Below are 20,125 nucleotides of genomic sequence, written 5' to 3'. Positions count from 1 at the left end.
TGGGCTGGAGGGGCCTATCTAGGCCCAACAGCAACCGCCCCCGGGCACTGCGAGCGCATGTCGGATACCGAACAAGACCCACAAGAGCAGACCCGCACGCTCGCGTCAGCGGATCGTCCCCCTCAACTCAAGCCATTGCGCCGGCTGGTTCCCTTCCTGCTGCGCTATCCCGTGCGGCTTACGCTCACCATCGTCTTCCTGGTGGTCGCTGCGGTGGCCTCGCTCTCGATCCCCTATCTGGCCGGCGGGTTCATTGATGACGGGTTCGTGCAGTCCAATCTCGAGGTGGTTGCGGGCTATGCCTGGCTGATCGTTCTGATCGGGCTGGTCATGGCAGTTGCGGCTGCGGCGCGCTTTTATTTCATCTCGGTCATCGGGGAGCGGGTGATCGCGGATCTGCGCGGCTCGGTGTTTGACCATCTGCTGACGCTGGATGCGACGTTTTTTGACACCAACAGGGTGGGGGATCTCACCTCGCGGCTCAATGCCGATGTGGCCACTATCCGCCAGGCCATAGGCTCGTCCGCGTCGCTCGCCCTGCGCTCGCTGATCCTGCTGGTCGGCGCGGTGGGGATGATGTTTCTGACCAATTTTCAGCTCGCCGCCGGAGTGATCGCTGTCATTCCGGTGATGGTTCTGCCGCTGGTCTATATGGGCAGGCGCATGCGGCGGGTGTCGCGGCTGACCCAGGATTCGCTGGCCGACCTCTCGGCCATGGCCACCGAGGCCTTGTCCTCGGTCAAGACCATCAAATCCTTCGTTCAGGAAAACGAGCAGCGCCGGCTGTTTTCCCGTTTCGCCGAGGCCAGCTACAAGGCAGAGCTCTCTCGGCTTCTGGCCCGCTCGCTGCTGATCGGGCTCGTGATGTTCGTGGCCATGTGTGCGCTCGTCGCGCTGGTGTGGTGGGGCAGTCTCTCGGTCTTTAACGGCACCTTCACCGTGGGCGAGCTCACACAGTTCGCGATCTATGCGGTGATCGCGACGAGCGCTCTGACCAATATGAGCGATCTGATGGGTACGCTTCAGCAGGTGGCGGGCGCCACCGAACGGCTGATCGAGTTGCTCGACACCGAACCCGGACTTCCTGTCAGGTCCGACCCCATCGCACTTCCCGAGCCGGCGCGGGGGAGCCTCGCCTTCGAGGGCGTGGATTTTACTTATCTTTCGCGCACCGGCGCGCCGATACTCGAAGGGCTGAGCTTTGCGGTTTCCCCGGGCGAGACGGTTGCGCTCGTGGGGGCGTCAGGCGCGGGCAAGTCGACGGTCTTTGCGCTGGTGCAACGGTTCTATGACGTGCGGACCGGTACGATCACGGTCGATGGCGTCGACGTGCGCGATGCCGATCCGGCTCAACTGCGCCGCAGGATCGCCTCGGTGGACCAGGAGCCGGTGATCTTTGCCGGCACTATCGCGGACAATATCCGGTTCGGGCGCCCTTCGGCGACCATGGACGAGATCAGGGCCGCCGCCGAGGCGGCGCTCGTCACAGAATTCGTTACCCCTATGCCTGATGGGTTCGACACGGTGGTCGGCGAACGTGGTGTCATGCTTTCGGGGGGACAGAAGCAGCGTGTGGCCATCGCTCGGGCGCTGCTCAAGGACGCGCCCATTCTGCTCCTCGACGAAGCCACCAGCGCGCTCGACGCTCAGAGCGAGCATCTGGTGCAAAAGGCGCTCGAGCGCCTCATGGCGGGCCGGACAACGCTGGTGATCGCGCACCGGCTGGCGACGATCCGCAATGCCGACCGCATCCTCGTTCTCGAGAAGGGGCGCCTGATCGACCAGGGAACCCACGATCAGCTGGTGCGCAAGGGCGGTCGTTATGCCGAACTGGCCCGCCTGCAGTTCCGCCTCGCGGCAGCCGAGGCCGTCTGAGGGGCGGCGGGCAGCCCTCCCGTATCCCAATCTTGCCTCAGGCTTCTGTCAGCTTGAACTCGATCCGGCGGTTGCGGCGATAGGCGTCGTCATTGTCGCCCGGATCGAGCGGGGCGAATTCACCAAAGCCGGCAGCAAGCAGCCGGTTGGGCGGCACGCCCTGTTCCACGAGAAGCTTGGCCACCGAGATGGCGCGGGCGGCCGAGAGCTCCCAGTTCGATGGGAATTGCGGAGTTGAGATGGGGCGGCGGTCCGTGTGGCCGTCAATGCGCAGCACCCAGGGAATCTCGGCTGGGATTTCGCTTTCCAGCTCCAGGATAGCCTGGGCAAGCTGGGCGATCTGATCTTCGCCTTCCGTGGAGATTTCCGCCTGGCCTGCGCCAAAAAGAACCTCGGACTGGAATACGAAGCGGTCGCCCACCACCTGAACGTCCGAGCGGCCCTCGAGGATTTCACGCAGCCGTCCGAAAAAGTCCGAGCGATATCGCGACAGGTCCTGAACGCGTTGGGCCAGAGCCACATTGAGCCGGCGTCCGAGGTCGGAAATCTGGGTGCGGCTTTCCTGGTCGCGAAGCTCGGAGGCGTCAAGCGCGGCTTCGAGTGCGCCGATCTGTTGGCGCAGGGCGGCCAATTGCCGGTTGAGCAGCGCCACCTGCGCCTGAGCCTCCCGTGACAGATCCTGCTCATCGGCGAGCTCTGATTCGAGCCCGGCGATCTGGGCTTCGGAATCATCGAGCCCCGAGCCGATTCCGGCCAGTTGGTCCTCGAGCGAATCGCGCTCAGCCTCGGTAGTCTCCAGCGCGCTGCCCAGCGAGGCGATTGTCAGTTCGAGCTCGGACGCGGCAGCCCGCTCGAGCTGGAGCAATTGGCTCAACTCGGCGACCTGGGCGTTGAGGCGTTGAAGCGCGTTGTCCCGGCCCAGAATTTCCTGATTGAGGAAGAACTGGGCGATCATGAATATCGAAAGCAGAAAGATGATGACCAGCAGGAGGCTGGACAGGGCATCGACATAACCCGGCCAGAAGCTGGGACGTTCCGACGAAGCGCGGCCGCGGACGAGTGCCATGGGTCTCCCTTAGCGGTTGTGCCCGTCCTTGGGGCGATTGTCATCCTGCAGAAGCACATCGATCAACTGATGCAGTCGCTGGTTGACCTCAGACTGCTCGGCGATATGGGCACGAAGGTCCTCCTGCTCGGCCCGGATGTGCTTGACCAGCCCATCAATGCCTTTGGCCAGTTCCGCCATCGCGCGGATGGCGTTCTGGGAAGAGTTCTGCGTTTGCATGGTCGCACCCAGACGCTCGAACATCTGCTGCATCTCGGATCCGGACACACCGAAAGTATTGGCCTGCATTGTGGTCATCGGATGGTCGAGCTCGGTCATCGAGCTCATCCAATCCTCTAGATCGGTGTAGAATGCATTTTGGGCTTGGCCGGCCTGGAGGTCCAGAAAGCCCAGCACCAGCGATCCCGACAAACCGAACAGCGAGGAGGCGAAAGCGATCGACATGCCCTCGAGCGGGGCTTCGAGCCCGTCCCGCAGGCTGCCAAAGACATTGGCCGTGTCGCCCGATGCGACGTCCAGGCCCTGGATGACGCCCGAGACGGCGCCCACGGTCTGGAGCAGGCCGTAGAACGTGCCCAAGAGGCCCAGAAAGACCAGCAGTCCAGTGAGGTAGCGCGCCGTGTCCTTGGCCTCGTCCAGACGGATCCCCACCGAATCGAGAATCGAGCGCATGGAGGCCGGGGTGATGACCGTCTCTCCGAGCCGGTCGCGCATGATCGCGGCCACGGGCGCGAGCAGAACCGGCTGGCGCCGGGCTGCGACCCCGGGATCGTCCTGGAGCGAGTTCACCCAGTTCACCTCTGGGAACAGCCGCACCACCTGCCTGAACGAAAGCACGATGCCGATCAGAAGCACGAACAGGATCAGGCCGTTAATGAATGGATTGGCCCAGAACGCATCGAGCAACTGTGGGGCAAGGATGATCGCCACCATGGCAACGAGCACCAGGAAGATGGTCATCTTGATCAGATAGACCGCCGGGCTGGCGAGGTTGTAGGGGTCGTAGGCTTGGCTCATCAGTTCGGCTCCGCGGTTCGCGCGCAAGCTTAATCAGGCTGCATGGACCTGACAATGACCTGACCGAGGGTATTTTGCTTGTGTTGCCGTTACTTGACGGACTGGATGGCCTTGAGCAGCGCGGGCTGGAGGTGCTCGTTGCCCGCGACCAGTTCGCCCTTGTCCATCATATTGGTCTGTCCGGCATAGTCGGTGACAAAGCCGCCGGCCTCGCGCACCAGCGCCAGTCCAGGTGCCACGTCCCAGGGGGCGAGCCTGTCCTCGAACAGCCCGTCGAACCGCCCGGCGGCCAGCCACGCCATGTCGATCGCGACCGAGCCCGAGCGCCTAATGCCGGCCACGGCCGGGGTGATCGAGGCGAGCTGGCGCATCGCGTCGGGGTCGGACGATTTCCCCGTCAGCTTGATGCCTGTGCTGATCACGGCTTCCGAGAGATGCCGGCGCGACGCCATGCGCAGCCGGCGGTTGTTGAGCCAGGCCCCATTGCCCTTTTCGGCGGTGAACAGCTCGTCCATCACCGGGTTGAAGACGACCGAGGCCACGATTTCACCTTGTCGTTCAAGGGCGATGGCAACGGCGAATATGGGAATGGCGTGCAGGAAATTGGTGGTCCCGTCGAGCGGGTCAACGATCCAGCGGTGCATCCCGTCGGTGCCCTTGACCTCGCCGCCCTCTTCCATGAGCAGTGAATAGGTGGGGCGCGCGCGCATCAGTTCGTCCATGACGACTTTTTCGGCGCGCTTGTCGGCTACGGAAACGAAATCGGCCGGCCCCTTACGCGAGACCTGCAGGTTTTCGACTTCACCGAAGTCGCGGATCAGCCCGCGTCCGGCTTTCAGAGCGGCATTGACCATGACGTTGAGGAGCGCCGAACGGGCCATGAGAACTCTTTCCTTGGTCGACCCTGGCCGACGATTGGCCCGGGGATCGGGGGGTTGCGCGCAATCAGGGGGTGTGAGCCCCAGAGCGCACTAGTCGGCGCGGCGGACGTAGGTCACGTCTTCGGTTGCAACCACAATCTTCTGGCCGGCGGCCACGAAGGGTGGAACCATGACCTTGGCACCGTTCTCGAGGATGGCAGGCTTGAACGAGTTCGCCGCCGTCTGGCCCTTGACCACCGGCTCGGTCTCGGTGACCTCAAGGGTGACCTGGGAGGGAAGCTGCACGCCGAGCGGAGTGTCGTTGTGCATCTCGACGGTGACCATCATCCCGTCCTGAAGGAAGACGGAGCGCTCTCCGACGAAATCGGCGGCCAGTTCGATCTGCTCGTAGCTTTCGGTGTTCATGAACACCAGCATCTCGCCCTGCTGGTAAAGGTATTGGAAGTCGCGCTGCTCGAGGCTGACGCGCTCGACGGTCTCGGCCGAGCGGAAGCGCTCATTGAGCTTGGTGCTGCCGAGGATGGACTTGAGTTCGACCTGCGCGTAGGCTCCGCCCTTGCCGGGCTTGACGTGGTCGACCTTGACCGCGACCCAGAGCTGGTCCTTGTGCATGATCACGTTGCCGGGCCGGATTTCGTTGCCGTTGATCTTCATCTGGTGTGCTTCTGTCTGTCGGTTCGCAACGCGCCTTTGCCGATCGCGCGTCCGATGAAAGGGGAATACCGGGCTGGCTTGTGCCCCAGAACGCGTCGGCGTTCAAGTCCGGACTACAAGAGGCCGTCGATCACGCCGAGCGGGCCGTCGTTGTCAGAGACCAGCCCCGGCCGCGAGGTGGCCGCCTGCGGCGGCTCGCCCGGCCAGAAGCGGGCCCGCTCCTCGCCCCGGGCAACCATATCGGGTTCGGCCTCGGCGATCAGGGTTTCGAGCTGGGGCAGCGAGAGTCCCTGGTTGCGCGCAAGCGTCCTGTACATGGCGGCGGTCTCCGGATCGCGCTCGACGCCCTCGCCGGCGAGCAGCATGATCGCGTAGCGTACCTGGGCCACGGGATTGCCCGAACTTGCGGCGGTTCGATACCAGAGCGCCGCGCCTTCCGGATCGCGTTCCCCACTCACGCCCATATAGAGCATGGTCGCAAACTCGACCTGGGCTTCCACCAGTCCCAGCGAGGCCGCTTCCTCGAGAAGGTTGAGGGCCTGGGCCGTATCCGGGGGAACGCCTGCTCCCTCCTGAAGCATGATGGCGTAGTCATACATGGCCTCGGGCAGCCGCGCCTCGGCAGCTTCCCCGATCAATTGGGCTGCCCGTTGCAGGCTGGGTTCTGCATAGGCGCCTTCCACATGGAGCAGGCCCAGATTGTATTTGGCGGCCATATGCCCCCCTTCAGCGGCCTTTCTGAACAGATCAGCCGCCCTCTGGCGGTTGCGCAGCTGGCCTTCGCCGAACTGGTAGATCAGGGCGAGCTGAAAGCTGGCCTGGATATCGCCGTTCTCGTCGGCCTGCGCGTACCAGCTTATGGCGCGGGGGATATCCTGGGCCACGCCCAGCCCGTTGGCGTAGATTTCCCCGATCAGGGTCTGGGCCGCGGCATCGCCCTCCTGGGCGCGCGGCGTGGCCAGCTCGAGGGCCGTGAGGTAATAGCCGCGCTGGAATGCGCCGAACGCCGCGTCCACGCCCGCGGGCGGATTGAGCAGCATGCGCGAGATGTCCATCGCCTCGTCCATCTGGGCCGGGTTCTGCGCCATGCCCGCCGTCCCGGAGACGAGCGCGAGCAGGGCTGCAAGCAGGCCGTGCGGCCTCATTGGCCCGACCCCTCGGGCGACGCCGCCGCATGGCGCCCGACGAATTCGGTGCCGATCGTCTCGTTGCGTGGGTCGGCAGGGTCGGCGCTCAGCCAGACCGAGGGGACCTCGAAGGTTTCGCTCCACCAGCTGGCCATCTCGTAGCCGTCATCCTCTGCCCGGTCCCCAAAGAGCAGATAGTCCACCTCGGTCTCGCCCCGGACCATGGCTTCGTGGCGCGAGCCGATGTCTCCGGTGCCCACCACAAAATCAGGCTTGAGGCTGGCAATTGCCGCGGTCAGTGCCTTGAGCCCCGTCGTCACATGCACACCGTCGGCGCCGAGTGCGCGCACGAGATCAGGCGCATTGTCGAGCAGCGCCGCGGCGCCGTGCTCCTGGATCGCAGGCACGAGCGTCTCGGCATGTTGGCGGTAGGCCGGCTCCTCGAGCGGGCCGCGCGCGATCAGCACGGCAGCCACCATGGACGGTGCGCCGGTGGCTTCGAACATCGCCTTGAGGCCGGCCCCATCGGTGGTGTGGGGCGCTATGATAAAGATCTGGTGGTCCATGAACTCGCCGGGGTCGTCATACCGCTCCCCAATGGCTGGGAAGTTTGACAAAAAAGGGACGCTGCATGGTTACAGCGTCCGCAAGTTCATGGGAAGACGTGCAGGCAGATAACGCGCTGCCAGCGCCGCGGTCCGAAAATCAGGCTGCGCGGTCGACGTCCGCTTCCCACAGCCCCTGTGAGGCGAGCGAATTCATCCGGGCGCGGTGCACGAAGGCCTTCTGAGCGGCGGCGACGTTCTCGGCCTTGCCGCCCCAGGCAGCGAGCGCTTCGGCCTGCAGGGCACGGCCGTAGGAGAACGTCAGGGCCCAGGGCAGACCGCCGATCTTGTGCATGGCCGACAGGTTGGCGCTGGCCTGCTCGCAAGTCTGCCCGCCGGAAAGGAAGGCGATGCCCGGAACGGTGGCCGGCACGGTGGCCTTGAGCGTGCGGACGGTACGCTCGGCAACGTCCTCGACGCTCACTGTCGGGCCGTTGATGCCGGGGATGACCATGTTGGGCTTGAGAATGATGCCCGAGAGATCAACGCCGGCAATGCGCAACTGCTCAAAGACGTCCGCAAGCGTCTCGCCCGTCACGGTCTCGCAGACCTCGATAGTGTGGTTGCCCGGCTTGCCATCCGCGAGCACTTCGGGCTCGACGATGGGAACGATGCCCGCTTCCTGGCAGAGCGCGGCGTAACGCGCCAATGCGTGTGCGTTGGCGTGGATCGAGGCTCGGGTCGGCCCCTTCTCGCCGATGGCGATCACACCGCGCCATTTTGCGAAGGTGGCGCCCAGCTCGCGGTATTCGGCCAGCCGGTCGCGCAACCCGTCGAGCCCTTCGGTTACCGTCTCGCCTTCATGGCCCGGCAGGGGCTTGGCGCCCATGTCGACCTTGATGCCCGGCAGGCAGTTGTTGGCCCGAAGCATTTCGACGAACGGGGTGCCGTCCGATGCCGACTGCCGCAGGGTTTCGTCGAAAAGGATCACCCCCGAAATATATTGGCTCATCGCCTCTTTGGCGCCGAACAGCATCTCGCGATAATCGCGGCGCGAGGTCTCGGTGCTCTCGAGCCCGATCGTGTCGAACCGCTTCTTGATCGTCCCTGTCGACTCATCGGCGGCGAGAATGCCTTTTCCTGTCGCTACGAGCTGCTGCGCGATTTGAGCGAGATTGGGCATGAGACGATCGGTCCTTTGGACATGGGTCGGAATCGTCCCGATTATGCCCGATTGGACACGCCCGATCGATTAGACGTTCGGGTAGTCGACCAATTGATGAGGCGGAGGCATGGAACCGCTCGCCGATCGTGCACCTTGTCAGTCGGGCGCGGTCATCAGCGCTTGTACGCCCGGAAGGGGCTTGCCTTCCATCCATTCAAGGAACGCCCCACCAGCCGTGGAGACGTAGGTGAAGTCGTCCTTGACGCCCGCATGGGCGAGGGCAGCGACCGTGTCCCCGCCTCCGGCGACCGAGACGAGCTGGCCCTTGCGGGTGCGCTCGGCAGCGTGCCGGGCAACTTCAACCGTCGCCGTGTCGAAAGGCGGAAGCTCGAAGGCCCCCAAAGGCCCGTTCCACACCACGGTCCGGGCCTCGTTGATGGCGGTCTTGATCTTTTCGATCGACTGCGCGCCGGCGTCGAGCACCATACCGTCCTTGTCGATGGCGTCGAGCCCGTAGGTCCGCGAGGGCGTATTGGCCTCGAAGTGCCAGCCCACGACGCCGTCAATCGGCAGGATGATCGCGCAGCGGGCGTCTTCGGCCTTGTCCATGATGCGCAGCGCGGTCTCCTTGAGATCACGTTCGCACAGTGATTTGCCCACATCATAGCCCAGCGCGTAGATGAATGTATTGGCCATGCCGCCGCCGATCACCAGCGCCTCGACCCGGGTCACGAGGTTTTCCAGAAGGTCGATCTTGGTGGAGACCTTTGCCCCGCCCACAATGGCTATCACCGGCTTGGTGGGGTTGCCCAGCCCCGCCTCGAGCGCTTCGAGCTCGGCCTGCATGGCGCGGCCCGCGCAGCAGGGCAGGGCGCGCGCTATGCCTTCGGTGGAGGCATGGGCGCGGTGGGCGGCCGAGAAGGCGTCGTTGACGTAGATGTCCCCGAGCCCGGCCATGCGCGCGATGAGATCAGGATCGTTGGTTTCCTCGCCGGGATGAAAGCGCGTGTTCTCGAGCAGAACCACCGAGCCTGGCTCCGCGCTCTCGATCACTGCCTTGGCTGGCTTGAGATCGGTCCAGTCGGTCGGTGCGAAATGGACCGGCTTGCCCACGATGCGGGCCAGATCCTCAACGACCACCGACAGGCTCATGTCCGGATCGGCCTTGCCCTTTGGGCGGCCGAAATGGGCGAGAAGGATCGGGAGCCCGCCCTTGTTGGCGATCTCCTGGATGGTATGGGCCACGCGCTCGATGCGGGTGGCGTCGGTCACCTTGCCGTCCTTGACCGGCAGGTTGAGGTCGACACGCACCAGCACTCGTTTCCCGTCCAGCTCGTAATCATCAATGGTCTTGAACGTGGCCGTCATTGCTGTGTCTCCTGACGATAATCACAGTCCCGCGCAAGGCATGGCGGAACCTTCAATGCGGTACCAGAACTGGTTTGCAAGGAAAAGGGCGTGCGCGGTTCAGGCGCGCTTGAACAGCGGCGGATAATCGACCACAAACCCCGCGTCGTCCACGGTCAGGTCGGCGGAAAAGCTTTCATCGGCATTCTGGTACCGATAGCGGTTCTCGCCGAGCCAGGTGTAAATCTGGCGGTGGGGCCGGAACGAGAGGCGGGGCAGGTCGACATAGGCCATAGAGAAGTGACGCGGGATGCCCACCTGCCAATCGGTGACACGCCGTATGGGCAAGGTATTGGTGAGGGGCGAGCCGGAAAGGTCGATATCGGTACAGGCGGCGAGTTCGGGCAAGGGATCGCGCCAGCCGTGCCAGTCGCCGTCAGGATCGCGCCTCAGGTGTTCCATGGTGCCGGTATCTGTTTGTACCAGCAAGGCCTCGAACGACCAGTCGAGGGCGAGGTTGATCTCGTAGGAGAGGCCGAAGGGGGTCTCGTCAGTCTCCCCGATCAGCGTGCCGAAGATCTTGACGCCACTATTCCAATGATAAATCCGCACGTGCTCGAGGCCGCTCCCGGTGAGCGGCCTCCAACGCAAGGTCCGGGTCTCGAATGCGGTCAGAGCAGCTTGCCTAAGGCGACGGCGGTGTCGCTCATGCGGTTGGAAAAGCCCCATTCGTTGTCGTACCAGGACAAGATGCGCACGAACGTGCCCTCCATGACCTTGGTCTGGTCCATGTGGAAGACCGAGGAGTGCGGGTCATGGTTGAAGTCCGTGGACACCAGCTTCTCGTCGGTGTAGCCGAGGATGCCCTTGAGCCGACCGTCCGCAGCGCTCTTGATGGCGGCGTTGATCTCTTCGACCGAGGTCGCCTTTTTGGCGATGAACTTGAAGTCGACCACCGAGACATTGGGCGTGGGCACGCGGATCGAGGTGCCGTCCAGCTTGCCGTTGAGTTCGGGCAAGACGAGGCCGACGGCCTTTGCCGCACCGGTCGTCGTCGGGATCATCGAGAGCGCAGCTGCACGACCGCGGTAGAGATCCTTGTGCATGGTGTCCAGCGTGGGCTGGTCGCCGGTATAAGAGTGGATCGTGGTCATGAAGCCCTTTTCGATGCCCACGGCTTCGTTGAGCACATAGGCGACTGGCGCCAGGCAGTTGGTCGTGCACGAGGCGTTCGAGATGACCATGTGCTCGGAGGAGAGCTTGTCGTGGTTGACCCCGTAAACGACGGTCAGGTCCGCGCCTTCGGCGGGGGCAGAGACAATCACCTTGCGGGCGCCCGCCGTCAGGTGCGCGGAGGCCTTCTCCTTGGAGGTGAAGATGCCCGTGCATTCCATGACGATATCCACGCCCATGGCCTTGTGCGGCAGGTCGGCCGGGTTGCGCTCGGCCGTAACCTTGATCGGTCCGCGGCCCACGTCGATGGTATCGCCGTCTACGGTCACCGTGCCGGGGAACCGGCCGTGAACGCTGTCGTAGCGGACCATGTGCGCATTGGTCTCGACCGGACCCAGATCGTTGATCGCGACCACCTCGATATCGGTGCGGCCGCTTTCGATGATGGCGCGCAAGACATTGCGGCCGATGCGGCCAAACCCATTGATCGCAACGCGAACGGTCATGAAAGTGCTCCTTTAAGCGGAAAGGACGAAAAAGGGGTGCGCCTCGCACCCCTTGTTGAAATCTAGAGTTGGGCCTTGGCGGCCTCGACCACCGCGTCGGCGGTAATCCCGAAATGGGGGTAGAGATCCTCGATCTTGCCCGATGCGCCGAACCCGTTCATGCCCACAAACCGGCCGGTGGCGCCCAGGAACCGGTCCCAGCCCATCTGCACAGCCGCCTCGACAGCGACCCGAGCCTTTGCCGAACCGAACACCGAGCGCTTGTAATCGTCGCTCTGGGCCGCAAAGAGCTCGAACGAGGGAACAGAGACGCAGCGGGCGGAAATGCCTTCGGACGACAGGGCCTTGGCCGCATCGAGCGCGATCTGGACTTCGGATCCAGACGCGAAGATGACCGCCTCGGCGTCCGCATCACCCCAGATGGTGTAGGCGCCACGGGCGCACAAGTTCTCCTTGGAGAACTGATCGCGCACAGCCGGCAGACCCTGGCGCGAGAGAGCCAGAAGCGAGGGTGTCTTGGGCGAGCTCAGGGCGATTTCCCAGCACTCGGCCGCTTCCATGGCATCGGCCGGCCGGAAGACGAAGAGGTTGGGAATGGCGCGCAGCGCGGCCAGGTGCTCAACCGGCTGGTGTGTCGGGCCGTCCTCGCCAAGCCCGATGGAATCGTGGGTCATCACGAACCCGACGCGGATGCCCATCAGCGCGGCAAGCCGGATCGAGGGGCGGCAATAGTCGGAAAAGCACATGAACGTGCCGCCATAGGGGTAAAGCCCCCCGTGAAGCGCAATGCCGTTCATCGCCGCGGCCATGCCGTGCTCGCGGATGCCGTAATGGACGTAGCGACCCTTGTAGTCAGGCGCTTGGAAGGCGTTGGTCTGGGACGTCTTGGTGTTGTTGGAACCGGTCAGATCGGCCGAGCCGGCGAGGGTCTCGGGCACGGCGCCGTTGATGACCTCAAGCGCGTTCTGCGAGGACGCGCGGGAGGCCAGCTTGGGCTTTTCTTCAGCCAGCTTCTTCTTGTAACCATCGAGAGCGGCCTGCAGGCCCAGCGGCAACTCGCCGCGCATCCGGCGCTCGAACTCGCTCCGAATATCGGCTTCCGCCGCGGCCAGTCGCCGGCTCCATTCGGTCCGGGCCTTGGTGCCCCGATTGCCGGCCAGACGCCAGGCATCCATGATCTCTTCGGGAATCTCGAAGGCAGGATGGGCCCAGCCGAGTTTCTCGCGCGTGGCGGCGATCTCGTCATCGCCCAGCGGGGAGCCGTGGACCTTGTTGGTGCCGGCCTTGTTGGGCGATCCGAAGCCGATGGTGGTCTTGGCGGAAATCAGGGTCGGCTTGTCGGACTCTTTTGCCTTCTCGAGCGCCTTTTCGATCGCTTCGGCGTCGTGCCCGTCGATCTCGAGGGTGTTCCAGCCGCAGGCGGCGAAGCGCTTGAGCTGGTCGGTGGAATCGGCGAGCGAAACCTTGCCATCGATTGTGATGTCGTTGTTGTCCCAGATCACGACCAGCTTGTTGAGCGCCAGATGACCGGCAAGCGAAATCGATTCCTGGGAAATGCCTTCCATCAGGCACCCGTCACCGGCGATCACATAGGTGTGGTGATCGACCAGTTCGGAGCCGAACTCAGCAGCCAGGCGCGCTTCGGCGATCGCCATGCCCACGGCATTGCCCAGCCCCTGGCCGAGCGGGCCGGTCGTGGTCTCGATCCCGTCGGCGTGGCCGTATTCGGGGTGCCCGGCGGTCTTAAAGCCAACCTGGCGGAAATTCTTGATGTCCTCGAGCGTCATATCCTCGTAGCCGAGAAGATAGAGCGACGAGTAGAGCAGCATCGAGCCGTGTCCCGCCGAGAGCACGAAACGGTCGCGATCGGGCCAGTGCGGGTCCTTGGGGTCGAACTTCATCACTTTCGAAAACAGGACCGTCGCGATATCGGCTGCGCCCATCGGCAGGCCCGGATGGCCCGAATTGGCGGCCTGCACTGCATCCATCGACAGCGCCCGGATCGCGTTGGCCATGGCGTCGTGTTTGGCTTTGTCTGTCATCGAAAGATCCCGGTTTCCGGTTGGTCTGACTGAAGGATTTGCGGCAGAAACACGCCGGTTCAGTTGGCGAGCCAGACACATATCAGACCCGCCTTTCGAGTCAATGTCGAGGCGGCTCGGCCGTGCCCGGGGGCGCGGCGGATCGGTCGCTGCCCCACGCTTGCCATGTTGGAGGTGTTTGAGGTTATTGTGGGCGGCAGGGAAAAAACGGATTCGAGGGTGTCTGGGGTGAGCACGTCGGGCAGAGATGAGAGCTTCGGCGCGGCGGTGTCCCGCCTTGATGCGGCGATGGACCGGCTGGAGGCCAGCGTGCGTCGGCTCGCCAGCCGCACGCGCAGCACCGCCCGGCTCGAGGAGGAAGCGCGCAAGGCCAATTCCGAGCGCGACAGGATCGCAGGCGATCTCGACAAGGCCATGGCGCGGGCTGATCGGCTCGACGAGGCCAGCGAACACGTCTCGCGCCGGCTCGTGGACGTCATGGAGACCGTGAAAACCGCGATCGAAACCAGGAGCTAGCCCATTGGCTGAAGTCAGCGTCGAAATTAACGGCCGCAAATATCGCATGGCATGCGAGGACGGGCAGGAAACCCATCTCTCGGGCCTTGCCGCTCGATTCAACCGCTACATCGACGAGTTCAAGGGCGCCTTCGGCGAGATCGGGGACAACAGGCTCACGGTCATGGCCGGGATCGCCATCGTGGACGAACTTGCCGAAGCCGAACGCAAGCTCGGCGAGCTCAAGGACGAGCTCCAGAGCGTCACCCGGGCCGGCCAGGATGTGGCCGCCGAAGCCGAGGGCATGGAATCCCAGTTTGCGAGCAAGCTCGGTGACGTCGCCCGGCGCATCGAATCCATCGCCACCGCGATCGACGGGGCAGGCCGGGACGGCCCGGCGAACTGAACCCTCCCTCCTTGCCGCACATTGCTTGTCCCTGCTGCCGAATGGGCAGGAGCGGAGCCGCCGTTTACCATGCGGACATGCTTGCGTTTCCCCCCAGGCGTTAATTTTCTATGAATTCCTGATCGAACACGCGCGGATACGCCCGGACCTGACGGTCCCAGGCGGGCGCGCACATCGGCAGGAGGTGAACATGCGCGGCAATTCGCACGGCGGGGGTGCCATAACGATCGATCTTGCCGCAATCGGCCGTTGGGTCTGCGTGGCGTCGGCGATCATCATCGGGCTCGGAATCGTCCGGGAGGTGGTGATCTGGAACATCGGGAACGGCACAGCCCTTAAGGATCTGCGCCATATCTGGCTCGACGCCGAGCTGTCTCTGCCCGCTTATTACTCCAGCCTCGTCATGCTGGCCTGCGCCGCGATCATTCTCGTGATCGGCGCGAAATCGCGACGCGAGCGCGGTGGCGATGGCACCCATTGGCTGATCCTGGGGATCGGGTTCGTCGTCATGGCGATCGATGAATCGGTTTCCATCCATGAATCGCTGATGATGCCGGTGCGCAACGGACTGGGGCTTTCGGGCGTGTTCCATTACGCTTGGGTGGTCCCCGGGCTGATCGGGGTGGCTGCTCTGGGGCTCTATTTCCTGCCATTCCTTTTGCGCCTGCCGCGCCGTTCGGCGATGCTGTTCGTGGCCGCCGGCGGGCTCTATCTGGGCGGCGCGCTTGGGGTCGAAATGATCGGCGGGCTCATGGAGGAGACGCGCGGGAAAGAGAGCCTGGGTTACATCATGTCCATGGTAGTCGAGGAAAGCCTTGAGATCATTGGGCTCTCAGTCTTTTTATGCGCGTTGGTCGACCACTTCGCCAGGCAGTGGACCTCGGTCGGAATCGCACTCGTCGCCTCCGAGCAGGCTCGTGAGAGAGCGGTTGTCGCCCAGCGGGCTTGAGCGCATTCCCTACCAGGGCACGGGGAGGCCCTTGTGATCGAAAAAGCCGCCGGTGTCGGCGGGGGTCAATCCGTCGATGACGGCCATAAGCCGCTCAGCGGCGTCGTCGGGGGACTGAACCTCGAGCCCGTCCCGCGCGAACGGTCGGGAGAGGCCGGTATCCACGGTCCCCGGATGCAGGGCGACGCAGATCGCCTCGGGCCGTTTGCGCGCGATCTCGATGGCGGCTGACCGCGTGATCTGGTTGAGCGCCGCCTTGGAGGCCCGATAGGCGTACCAGCCGCCCATCCTGTTGTCGGAAATGCTCCCCACCCGCGCAGAGAGCGTCGCGAGCACGGTTCGCCCCTGGCGCGGCAGCAAGGGAACGAGGTGCTTGAAAAGTAGGGCCGGCCCGATCGCGTTGAGCGCAAAGGACCGGGCCATCGCCTCGGGGTCGATATCGCGCAGTGACTTTTCCGGGCCGGATCGGGAGTCGTGAAGATAACCCGTGGCGTCGAGGGCGAGCCGAATGGACCCTTTCTCGGCTACAGCGGACAGTGCGGCAGCGATGGACGCCTCGTCGGTGAGATCGAAGCCGGGCTTTGTCGTTCGTCCGAGCTCCAAGACTGATCCGTAGTGCCCAGACGCCGTGATCCGGCGGGTGAGAGCCGCTCCAATCCCGCCTGTCGCCCCGAAGATGACCGCGATGTCCGGTGTGGTTTCGGTCATTGTGTTCTCCGGTGTACGGCCTTTTGAGAACGCTTCGGGCCGCGTCCCGGATCAACACGGCGCGCTTCGTCCGATCCCCTGCCGCCTCGAGTTGACAGGCCGATATCGTCGGGATAATGGTGTTATTAAATAACATTACAAAACAGGGGCACTGACCGGTTGTCTCGCGGTTCGCTCTCGGGTATGTCTTTGGGTGCTGACGGTTCCGCCAATCGAGCGCGGATGAAAAGGGAACACGGTGCGGATTACCCAAAAGGGGCCAAAACCGAGGCTGCCCTCGCAACTGTAAGCGGCGAATCGCCCTGTCACACACCCACTGGTCACCATCGGCCGGGAAGGGGACAGGACGGTGTTCGAGCCGCGAGCCAGGAGACCTGCCGGACCAGCACATAACCATGAAGCCGGACGAGGTGTGCCGGCAGGGGGTACGGATGGTCCATTTCGCGTCGCGTCAGCGCCTGCGATCCATTCCGCCTTCGCGTATGCGAAGGGGGAAAGCGATTGCCTGATGCAATTTTATATCTCATTTCTCAGCCCTATCTGAGCCGGCGGCGGTATTGCCGGCTTGCCGATGGCCTGACCCGGGCCACGCCGATGGTTTGCGCCGTCGTCAAGATGGAGGGGGCCGGCCAGAGTGCGATGGACGCGCTCTCGGAGCTGGTTGGTGCCGGCGCCCGAACGATTGTCGTACAGCCGGTCGGGTTGCCCTTCTCGGACAGTCTGATGGCATGGCTGCCTGGCGCTCTAGCCCACTGGCTCAAGACGTGCGGTATGCCGGACGTCTCACTCGCGCTTGCTACGGACCAGAGCGGTGATCAATCGGTTCTGGCGACGATCGCCCAGTCCGCTGTAGCTGGCGCGGACGAGGCTGTGCCGATCGGTGTCCAAGGCGCCTCGGTTGACGGCAAGGGCTGGGACGATGTGCCCACCCATTGCGACCATCTCCTGGTCTGCACCGGTCCGCGCTGCACCTTCAGGAGAGCAGGACTGCTGCGGGACGTGCTCAATGCCGAACTCTCCCGCCACGGCGTGATGCGCCGCACGCTGGTCGCGACGACCGGGTGCCTGTTCCCCTGCAACAAGGGGCCGGTCATCGCGCATTATCCCGCAGGCCGATGGTATCGCCTCGGTACGCCGGACGATGTCTCCATCTTCGTTCAGACCGTGCTCGTCGAGCGCCGTCCGCTTACCCAGTTTGTTATCCATGAGGTCGATACCGATCATGCTTGTGCGTAAACCGCTCCTTGCCGCCGCCCTTGTTCTCGTCACGGGCCCGGCCCTCGCCCAGGTGTCGATCGAAAGCTGCGACACCAGTTTTTCCTATGACGCCCCGCCCGAGCGGGTGATTTCGATCTACCAGCAGGCGACCGAGATCATGCTGTCCCTGGGCTTGGAGGATCGGTTGATCGCCACCGCCTATATCGAGGACGAAATTCCGGCCAGATGGAGCGATGCCTATGACGAGGTGGGCACCCACTACGAGCGGGTACCGGCGCGCGAAGTTGTCTTGGCCAGCAATGCCGATTTTCTGATCGCCGGGTTCGATTCCGCCTATCGCGACACCAATCTCGGCGCGGAGGCCGAATGGCACGAGATCGGGGTCGGAACCTATCTGGTCGATTCCGAATGCCGGAACACCTATCCCGGCGATGTGCCGATCCCGCTGGACACGATCTTTGTGGACCTCGAACGCATCGGGTCTCTCTTTGGCGTCGAGGATCGGGCAGAAGAGCTGATCGCCGACCTTGATGGTCGGTTGGACGCAGCTCGCGCCGATATGCCGGGCGAGGGCCTGAGCGCCTTTCTTTTCGATTCCGGAGATGACACGCCCTACACAGCCGGCTGCTGCGGTGCGCCGGGGCTGTTGCTCGACAGTGTCGGGGTGGAAAACATCGCCGGCCATGTGGAGGGACGCTGGGCCGATCTCGCCTGGGAGGCGGTGGTCGTGGCCGATCCGGACGTGATCGTGCTCAATGACGCAGTCTGGTCCACGGCAGCGGAAAAGCGCGCCTACCTCGAAAACGATCCGGTGCTCTCCCAGATGACTGCCGTTCGCGAGCAGCGCTATGTCGTCGTGCCGTTCTCGGAAACCGTGTTGGGCGTGCGCTTCGTCGACGGCGTGGAGCGCCTGTCGCGGGGGCTGGCCGACCTCGGTCTCGCGGACTGACCATGACGCGCCCGGGCTCTCGACACATCCTCGTCCTCGCGGTGCTTGCTTTGGCGCTGGCCGTACTGGCCGGCGCCTTCTGGGGCACCGCGGACCTGCCCTGGGGCGAGCGTCTCAAGGCGCTCGTGCGGGCACCCGATGCCCAGCGCAATCTGGTGCTGATCGTCTGGGAGTGGCGCCTGCCGCGGGTGCTGCTCGTGGCGCTGGTCGGGGGTGCGCTCGCGCTTTCCGGCGTCGTGATGCAGGCGCTGCTGCGCAATCCTCTGGCCGATCCTTATCTCTTGGGGCTTTCCTCGGGGGCTTCGGCAGGGGCGACGGCGGCGATCGTCTGGCTACCCCCCACCGTCGTGGCCTTCCTCGGTCTGCCGCTTCTGGCCTTTGCCGGGGCCATGGTGGCCTTTCTTATTACTTTGGGGCTGTCGTTCTCGCCAGGACGCGGCATGGACAAGCTTGTGGTCATTCTCGCAGGCGTTGCCGTCTCGCTGTTCTTCAGCTCGGTCTCTGCGTTTTTCCTTCACATCGCCGATCCGCACATCACGCGCGAGGCGCTTTCGTTCCTCATGGGCTCGGCGGCGGGCACGCGCTGGTCCGATCTCGTGCCCCTCGCGCTGGTCTTTCCCCTTGCCATCATCGGTGTTCACGCACTTTCGTCACGGCTCGATGCGGTGCTGCTCGGGGACGAGCGGGCCGTGGCGCTCGGGGTGCCGCTGGGGGCCATGCGGGTGGGGCTTTTCACTCTCGCCGCTCTCCTCACGGGTCTGTCGGTCGCCGGCGCTGGGATCGTGGGGTTCGTGGGGCTGATCGTTCCGCACATGGCGCGGATGATGGTGGGCGCGGCCCACAGGCGGCTGATTCCGCTCGCCGTGGTTCTAGGTATGATCGTGCTCGTGGTCGTGGATCTCTTGTGCCGCACGTTGCTCGCCCCCGAAGAGGTGCCGCTGAGCGTACTTCTGGCGCTGTTTGCCGCCCCGCCCTTCATCTACATCCTCAGGAGGGTGCGCCGTGGCCTCTGATATCCATCTGTCATTGGATGACGTGTCGCTGGCCAAAGGCGAGGCGCGGCTTCTCGACAGCGTCATCCTCACGCTCGAGCGTGGCCGTTTTCATGCGCTTCTGGGTCCAAACGGAGCGGGCAAGTCCAGCCTGATGCGCATTCTCTACCGTGCGGAGAAAGCCGACCGGGGCAAGATCGTGCTTGATGGCCGGACGCTCGAGGACTGGCCGCGTCGCGCCTATGCGGCGCGCGTCGGGGCCCTCGTCCAGGAATCGGTGATGCTCGCAGGACTCTCGCTGATCGAAGTGGTGCGGCTGGGCCTGCTGCCCTTGGGGCTCGATCATCGGGAGGCGCGGAATCGCATCGACGAGGCGCTCGAGCTCGTGGGGCTTTCGGGCCGTGCCCGGGACGATGCCGGGCATTTGTCGGGCGGCGAGCAACAGCGGCTGTTTTTCGCCCAGCTTTTCGCGCTCGATCCGGAGATCTATCTTCTGGACGAACCCCACAACCATCTCGATCTGCACTATCAGTACCGCCTGCTCGAAGCGGTGAGGGCGCGGGGTCGGACGGTCCTTGCCTCGTTCCACGACCTGACATTGGCCACCCGGTTCTGCGACAGCGCCATTCTGCTCGACAAGGGCCGGGTTGTCGGCGCCGGCCCGCTCGCAGAGGTGCTGACCGCGGAGCGGCTGGCCTCGGTCTATCGGGTGTCGGGATCGATCGGGGGCGGGGTGGTCGATATCCGGCGAGCGCTGTGAGCCGGCCCCGGAAAAAACCCCTGCGCCCGGGTCGAGACCCCTTTGCCCGGGCCGACATTGCGCCTATATGAACGGTGCTGCCCGGTGCGTGTAGGATACTGCATCCCCGGGGCCTTATCGATCCTTAAGGGAGCTGTCCCTGACCGGGCCCGTGGGTTCGGACATAACGGCGCCCACCTACTTGTGTAGGTTTCCCGGGATCGACACATCCCACGGCCAGGGCGGCACTTGAATTTCGGCGCATGAGGAT

General features: G+C 64.2%; 20 protein-coding genes, 1 other RNA gene and 1 riboswitch. Of the genes, 9 read left to right on the top strand and 12 right to left on the bottom strand.

Going from position 1 to position 20,125, the window contains the following annotated elements; all coding sequences use genetic code 11:
- Nucleotides 1-57: 57 nt before the first annotated feature.
- Nucleotides 58-1,875: an ABC transporter ATP-binding protein gene (locus EO136_RS00505; protein WP_127142513.1), complete on the top strand. Its 1,818-nt coding sequence runs from the start codon at nucleotides 58-60 to the stop codon at nucleotides 1,873-1,875.
- Between the two features lie 37 nt (nucleotides 1,876-1,912).
- Here EO136_RS00505 and EO136_RS00500 read toward each other — a convergent pair whose 3' ends face one another.
- From EO136_RS00500 to tkt, 11 genes are all read right to left on the bottom strand, one after another.
- A complete protein-coding gene (locus EO136_RS00500) occupies nucleotides 1,913-2,941 on the bottom strand; it encodes a peptidoglycan -binding protein (RefSeq protein WP_127142512.1) in 1,029 nt (342 codons plus the stop codon).
- Between the two features lie 9 nt (nucleotides 2,942-2,950).
- Entirely contained in the window at nucleotides 2,951-3,958 is a 1,008-nt protein-coding gene (locus EO136_RS00495; RefSeq protein WP_127142511.1) for a flagellar motor protein MotA, read from the bottom strand.
- A gap of 89 nt (nucleotides 3,959-4,047) precedes the next feature.
- The gene (locus EO136_RS00490; protein ID WP_127142510.1) at nucleotides 4,048-4,839 is read right to left on the bottom strand and encodes an inositol monophosphatase family protein; all 792 of its coding nucleotides are present in this window, start codon (nucleotides 4,837-4,839) and stop codon (nucleotides 4,048-4,050) included.
- 90 nt (nucleotides 4,840-4,929) lie between these two features.
- Nucleotides 4,930-5,493 carry an elongation factor P gene (gene efp / locus EO136_RS00485; RefSeq protein WP_127142509.1) on the bottom strand — a complete coding sequence of 188 codons (564 nt, stop codon included), beginning with the start codon at nucleotides 5,491-5,493 and terminating at the stop codon, nucleotides 4,930-4,932.
- A gap of 113 nt (nucleotides 5,494-5,606) precedes the next feature.
- A complete protein-coding gene (locus EO136_RS00480; RefSeq protein ID WP_127142508.1) occupies nucleotides 5,607-6,638 on the bottom strand; it encodes a tetratricopeptide repeat protein in 1,032 nt (343 codons plus the stop codon).
- On the bottom strand, nucleotides 6,635-7,186 hold the full coding sequence (locus tag EO136_RS00475; protein WP_127142507.1) for a thiamine phosphate synthase: 552 nt from the start codon (nucleotides 7,184-7,186) through the stop codon (nucleotides 6,635-6,637). The genes EO136_RS00480 and EO136_RS00475 overlap by 4 nt, the downstream gene beginning before the upstream one ends.
- A 139-nt stretch (nucleotides 7,187-7,325) precedes the next feature.
- Entirely contained in the window at nucleotides 7,326-8,348 is a 1,023-nt protein-coding gene (locus EO136_RS00470; protein WP_127142506.1) for a class I fructose-bisphosphate aldolase, read from the bottom strand.
- A gap of 138 nt (nucleotides 8,349-8,486) precedes the next feature.
- The gene (locus EO136_RS00465; protein WP_127142505.1) at nucleotides 8,487-9,698 is read right to left on the bottom strand and encodes a phosphoglycerate kinase; all 1,212 of its coding nucleotides are present in this window, start codon (nucleotides 9,696-9,698) and stop codon (nucleotides 8,487-8,489) included.
- A 99-nt stretch (nucleotides 9,699-9,797) separates the two neighbouring features.
- Entirely contained in the window at nucleotides 9,798-10,406 is a 609-nt protein-coding gene (locus tag EO136_RS00460) for a putative glycolipid-binding domain-containing protein (protein ID WP_127142504.1), read from the bottom strand.
- Nucleotides 10,349-11,356, bottom strand: a complete 1,008-nt coding sequence (gap, locus tag EO136_RS00455; protein WP_127142503.1) for a type I glyceraldehyde-3-phosphate dehydrogenase — start codon at nucleotides 11,354-11,356, stop codon at nucleotides 10,349-10,351. The genes EO136_RS00460 and gap overlap by 58 nt, the downstream gene beginning before the upstream one ends.
- 62 nt (nucleotides 11,357-11,418) lie before the next feature.
- On the bottom strand, nucleotides 11,419-13,479 hold the full coding sequence (gene tkt, locus EO136_RS00450) for a transketolase (protein WP_281280362.1): 2,061 nt from the start codon (nucleotides 13,477-13,479) through the stop codon (nucleotides 11,419-11,421).
- Nucleotides 13,480-13,626: 147 nt separating this feature from the next.
- Between tkt and EO136_RS00445 the strand changes: the two genes are divergently transcribed.
- From EO136_RS00445 to EO136_RS00435, 3 genes are all read left to right on the top strand, one after another.
- Nucleotides 13,627-13,914 (top strand): DUF4164 family protein, encoded by a 288-nt coding sequence (locus EO136_RS00445; protein ID WP_164730370.1) that lies wholly within the window; start codon nucleotides 13,627-13,629, stop codon nucleotides 13,912-13,914.
- A 4-nt stretch (nucleotides 13,915-13,918) separates the two neighbouring features.
- A complete protein-coding gene (locus EO136_RS00440; protein ID WP_127142498.1) occupies nucleotides 13,919-14,299 on the top strand; it encodes a cell division protein ZapA in 381 nt (126 codons plus the stop codon).
- 190 nt (nucleotides 14,300-14,489) lie between these two features.
- Nucleotides 14,490-15,248, top strand: coding sequence for a hypothetical protein (locus tag EO136_RS00435; protein ID WP_127142496.1), 759 nt, complete (start codon nucleotides 14,490-14,492; stop codon nucleotides 15,246-15,248).
- A gap of 9 nt (nucleotides 15,249-15,257) precedes the next feature.
- On the opposite strand, the gene EO136_RS00430 is transcribed toward EO136_RS00435, so the two are convergent.
- Nucleotides 15,258-15,956 (bottom strand): SDR family NAD(P)-dependent oxidoreductase, encoded by a 699-nt coding sequence (locus EO136_RS00430; RefSeq protein WP_127142494.1) that lies wholly within the window; start codon nucleotides 15,954-15,956, stop codon nucleotides 15,258-15,260.
- Nucleotides 15,957-16,141: 185 nt separating this feature from the next.
- Nucleotides 16,142-16,352, top strand: a riboswitch (cobalamin riboswitch).
- A gap of 105 nt (nucleotides 16,353-16,457) precedes the next feature.
- On the opposite strand from EO136_RS00430, the gene EO136_RS00425 reads away from it, so the two are divergent.
- From EO136_RS00425 to ssrS, 5 genes are all read left to right on the top strand, one after another.
- Nucleotides 16,458-17,192, top strand: coding sequence for a (2Fe-2S) ferredoxin domain-containing protein (locus EO136_RS00425; protein WP_127142492.1), 735 nt, complete (start codon nucleotides 16,458-16,460; stop codon nucleotides 17,190-17,192).
- A complete protein-coding gene (locus EO136_RS00420) occupies nucleotides 17,185-18,123 on the top strand; it encodes an ABC transporter substrate-binding protein (protein ID WP_206513237.1) in 939 nt (312 codons plus the stop codon). The genes EO136_RS00425 and EO136_RS00420 overlap by 8 nt, the downstream gene beginning before the upstream one ends.
- 2 nt (nucleotides 18,124-18,125) lie before the next feature.
- Complete coding sequence (locus EO136_RS00415) at nucleotides 18,126-19,136, top strand: FecCD family ABC transporter permease (RefSeq protein ID WP_206513236.1); 1,011 nt, start codon at nucleotides 18,126-18,128, stop codon at nucleotides 19,134-19,136.
- The gene (locus tag EO136_RS00410; protein ID WP_164730369.1) at nucleotides 19,126-19,875 is read left to right on the top strand and encodes an ABC transporter ATP-binding protein; all 750 of its coding nucleotides are present in this window, start codon (nucleotides 19,126-19,128) and stop codon (nucleotides 19,873-19,875) included. Before EO136_RS00415 ends, EO136_RS00410 begins: the two co-directional genes overlap by 11 nt.
- 71 nt (nucleotides 19,876-19,946) lie before the next feature.
- Nucleotides 19,947-20,107, top strand: a non-coding RNA gene (ssrS, locus tag EO136_RS00405) — 6S RNA.
- The last annotated feature ends 18 nt before the right edge of the window (nucleotides 20,108-20,125 follow it).

This window comes from Pelagibacterium montanilacus, assembly GCF_003992665.1.
Lineage (GTDB): Bacteria > Pseudomonadota > Alphaproteobacteria > Rhizobiales > Devosiaceae > Pelagibacterium > Pelagibacterium montanilacus.
Note: the sequence above shows the minus strand (reverse complement) of the source record. Positions and strands in the feature narration are given on the sequence as shown.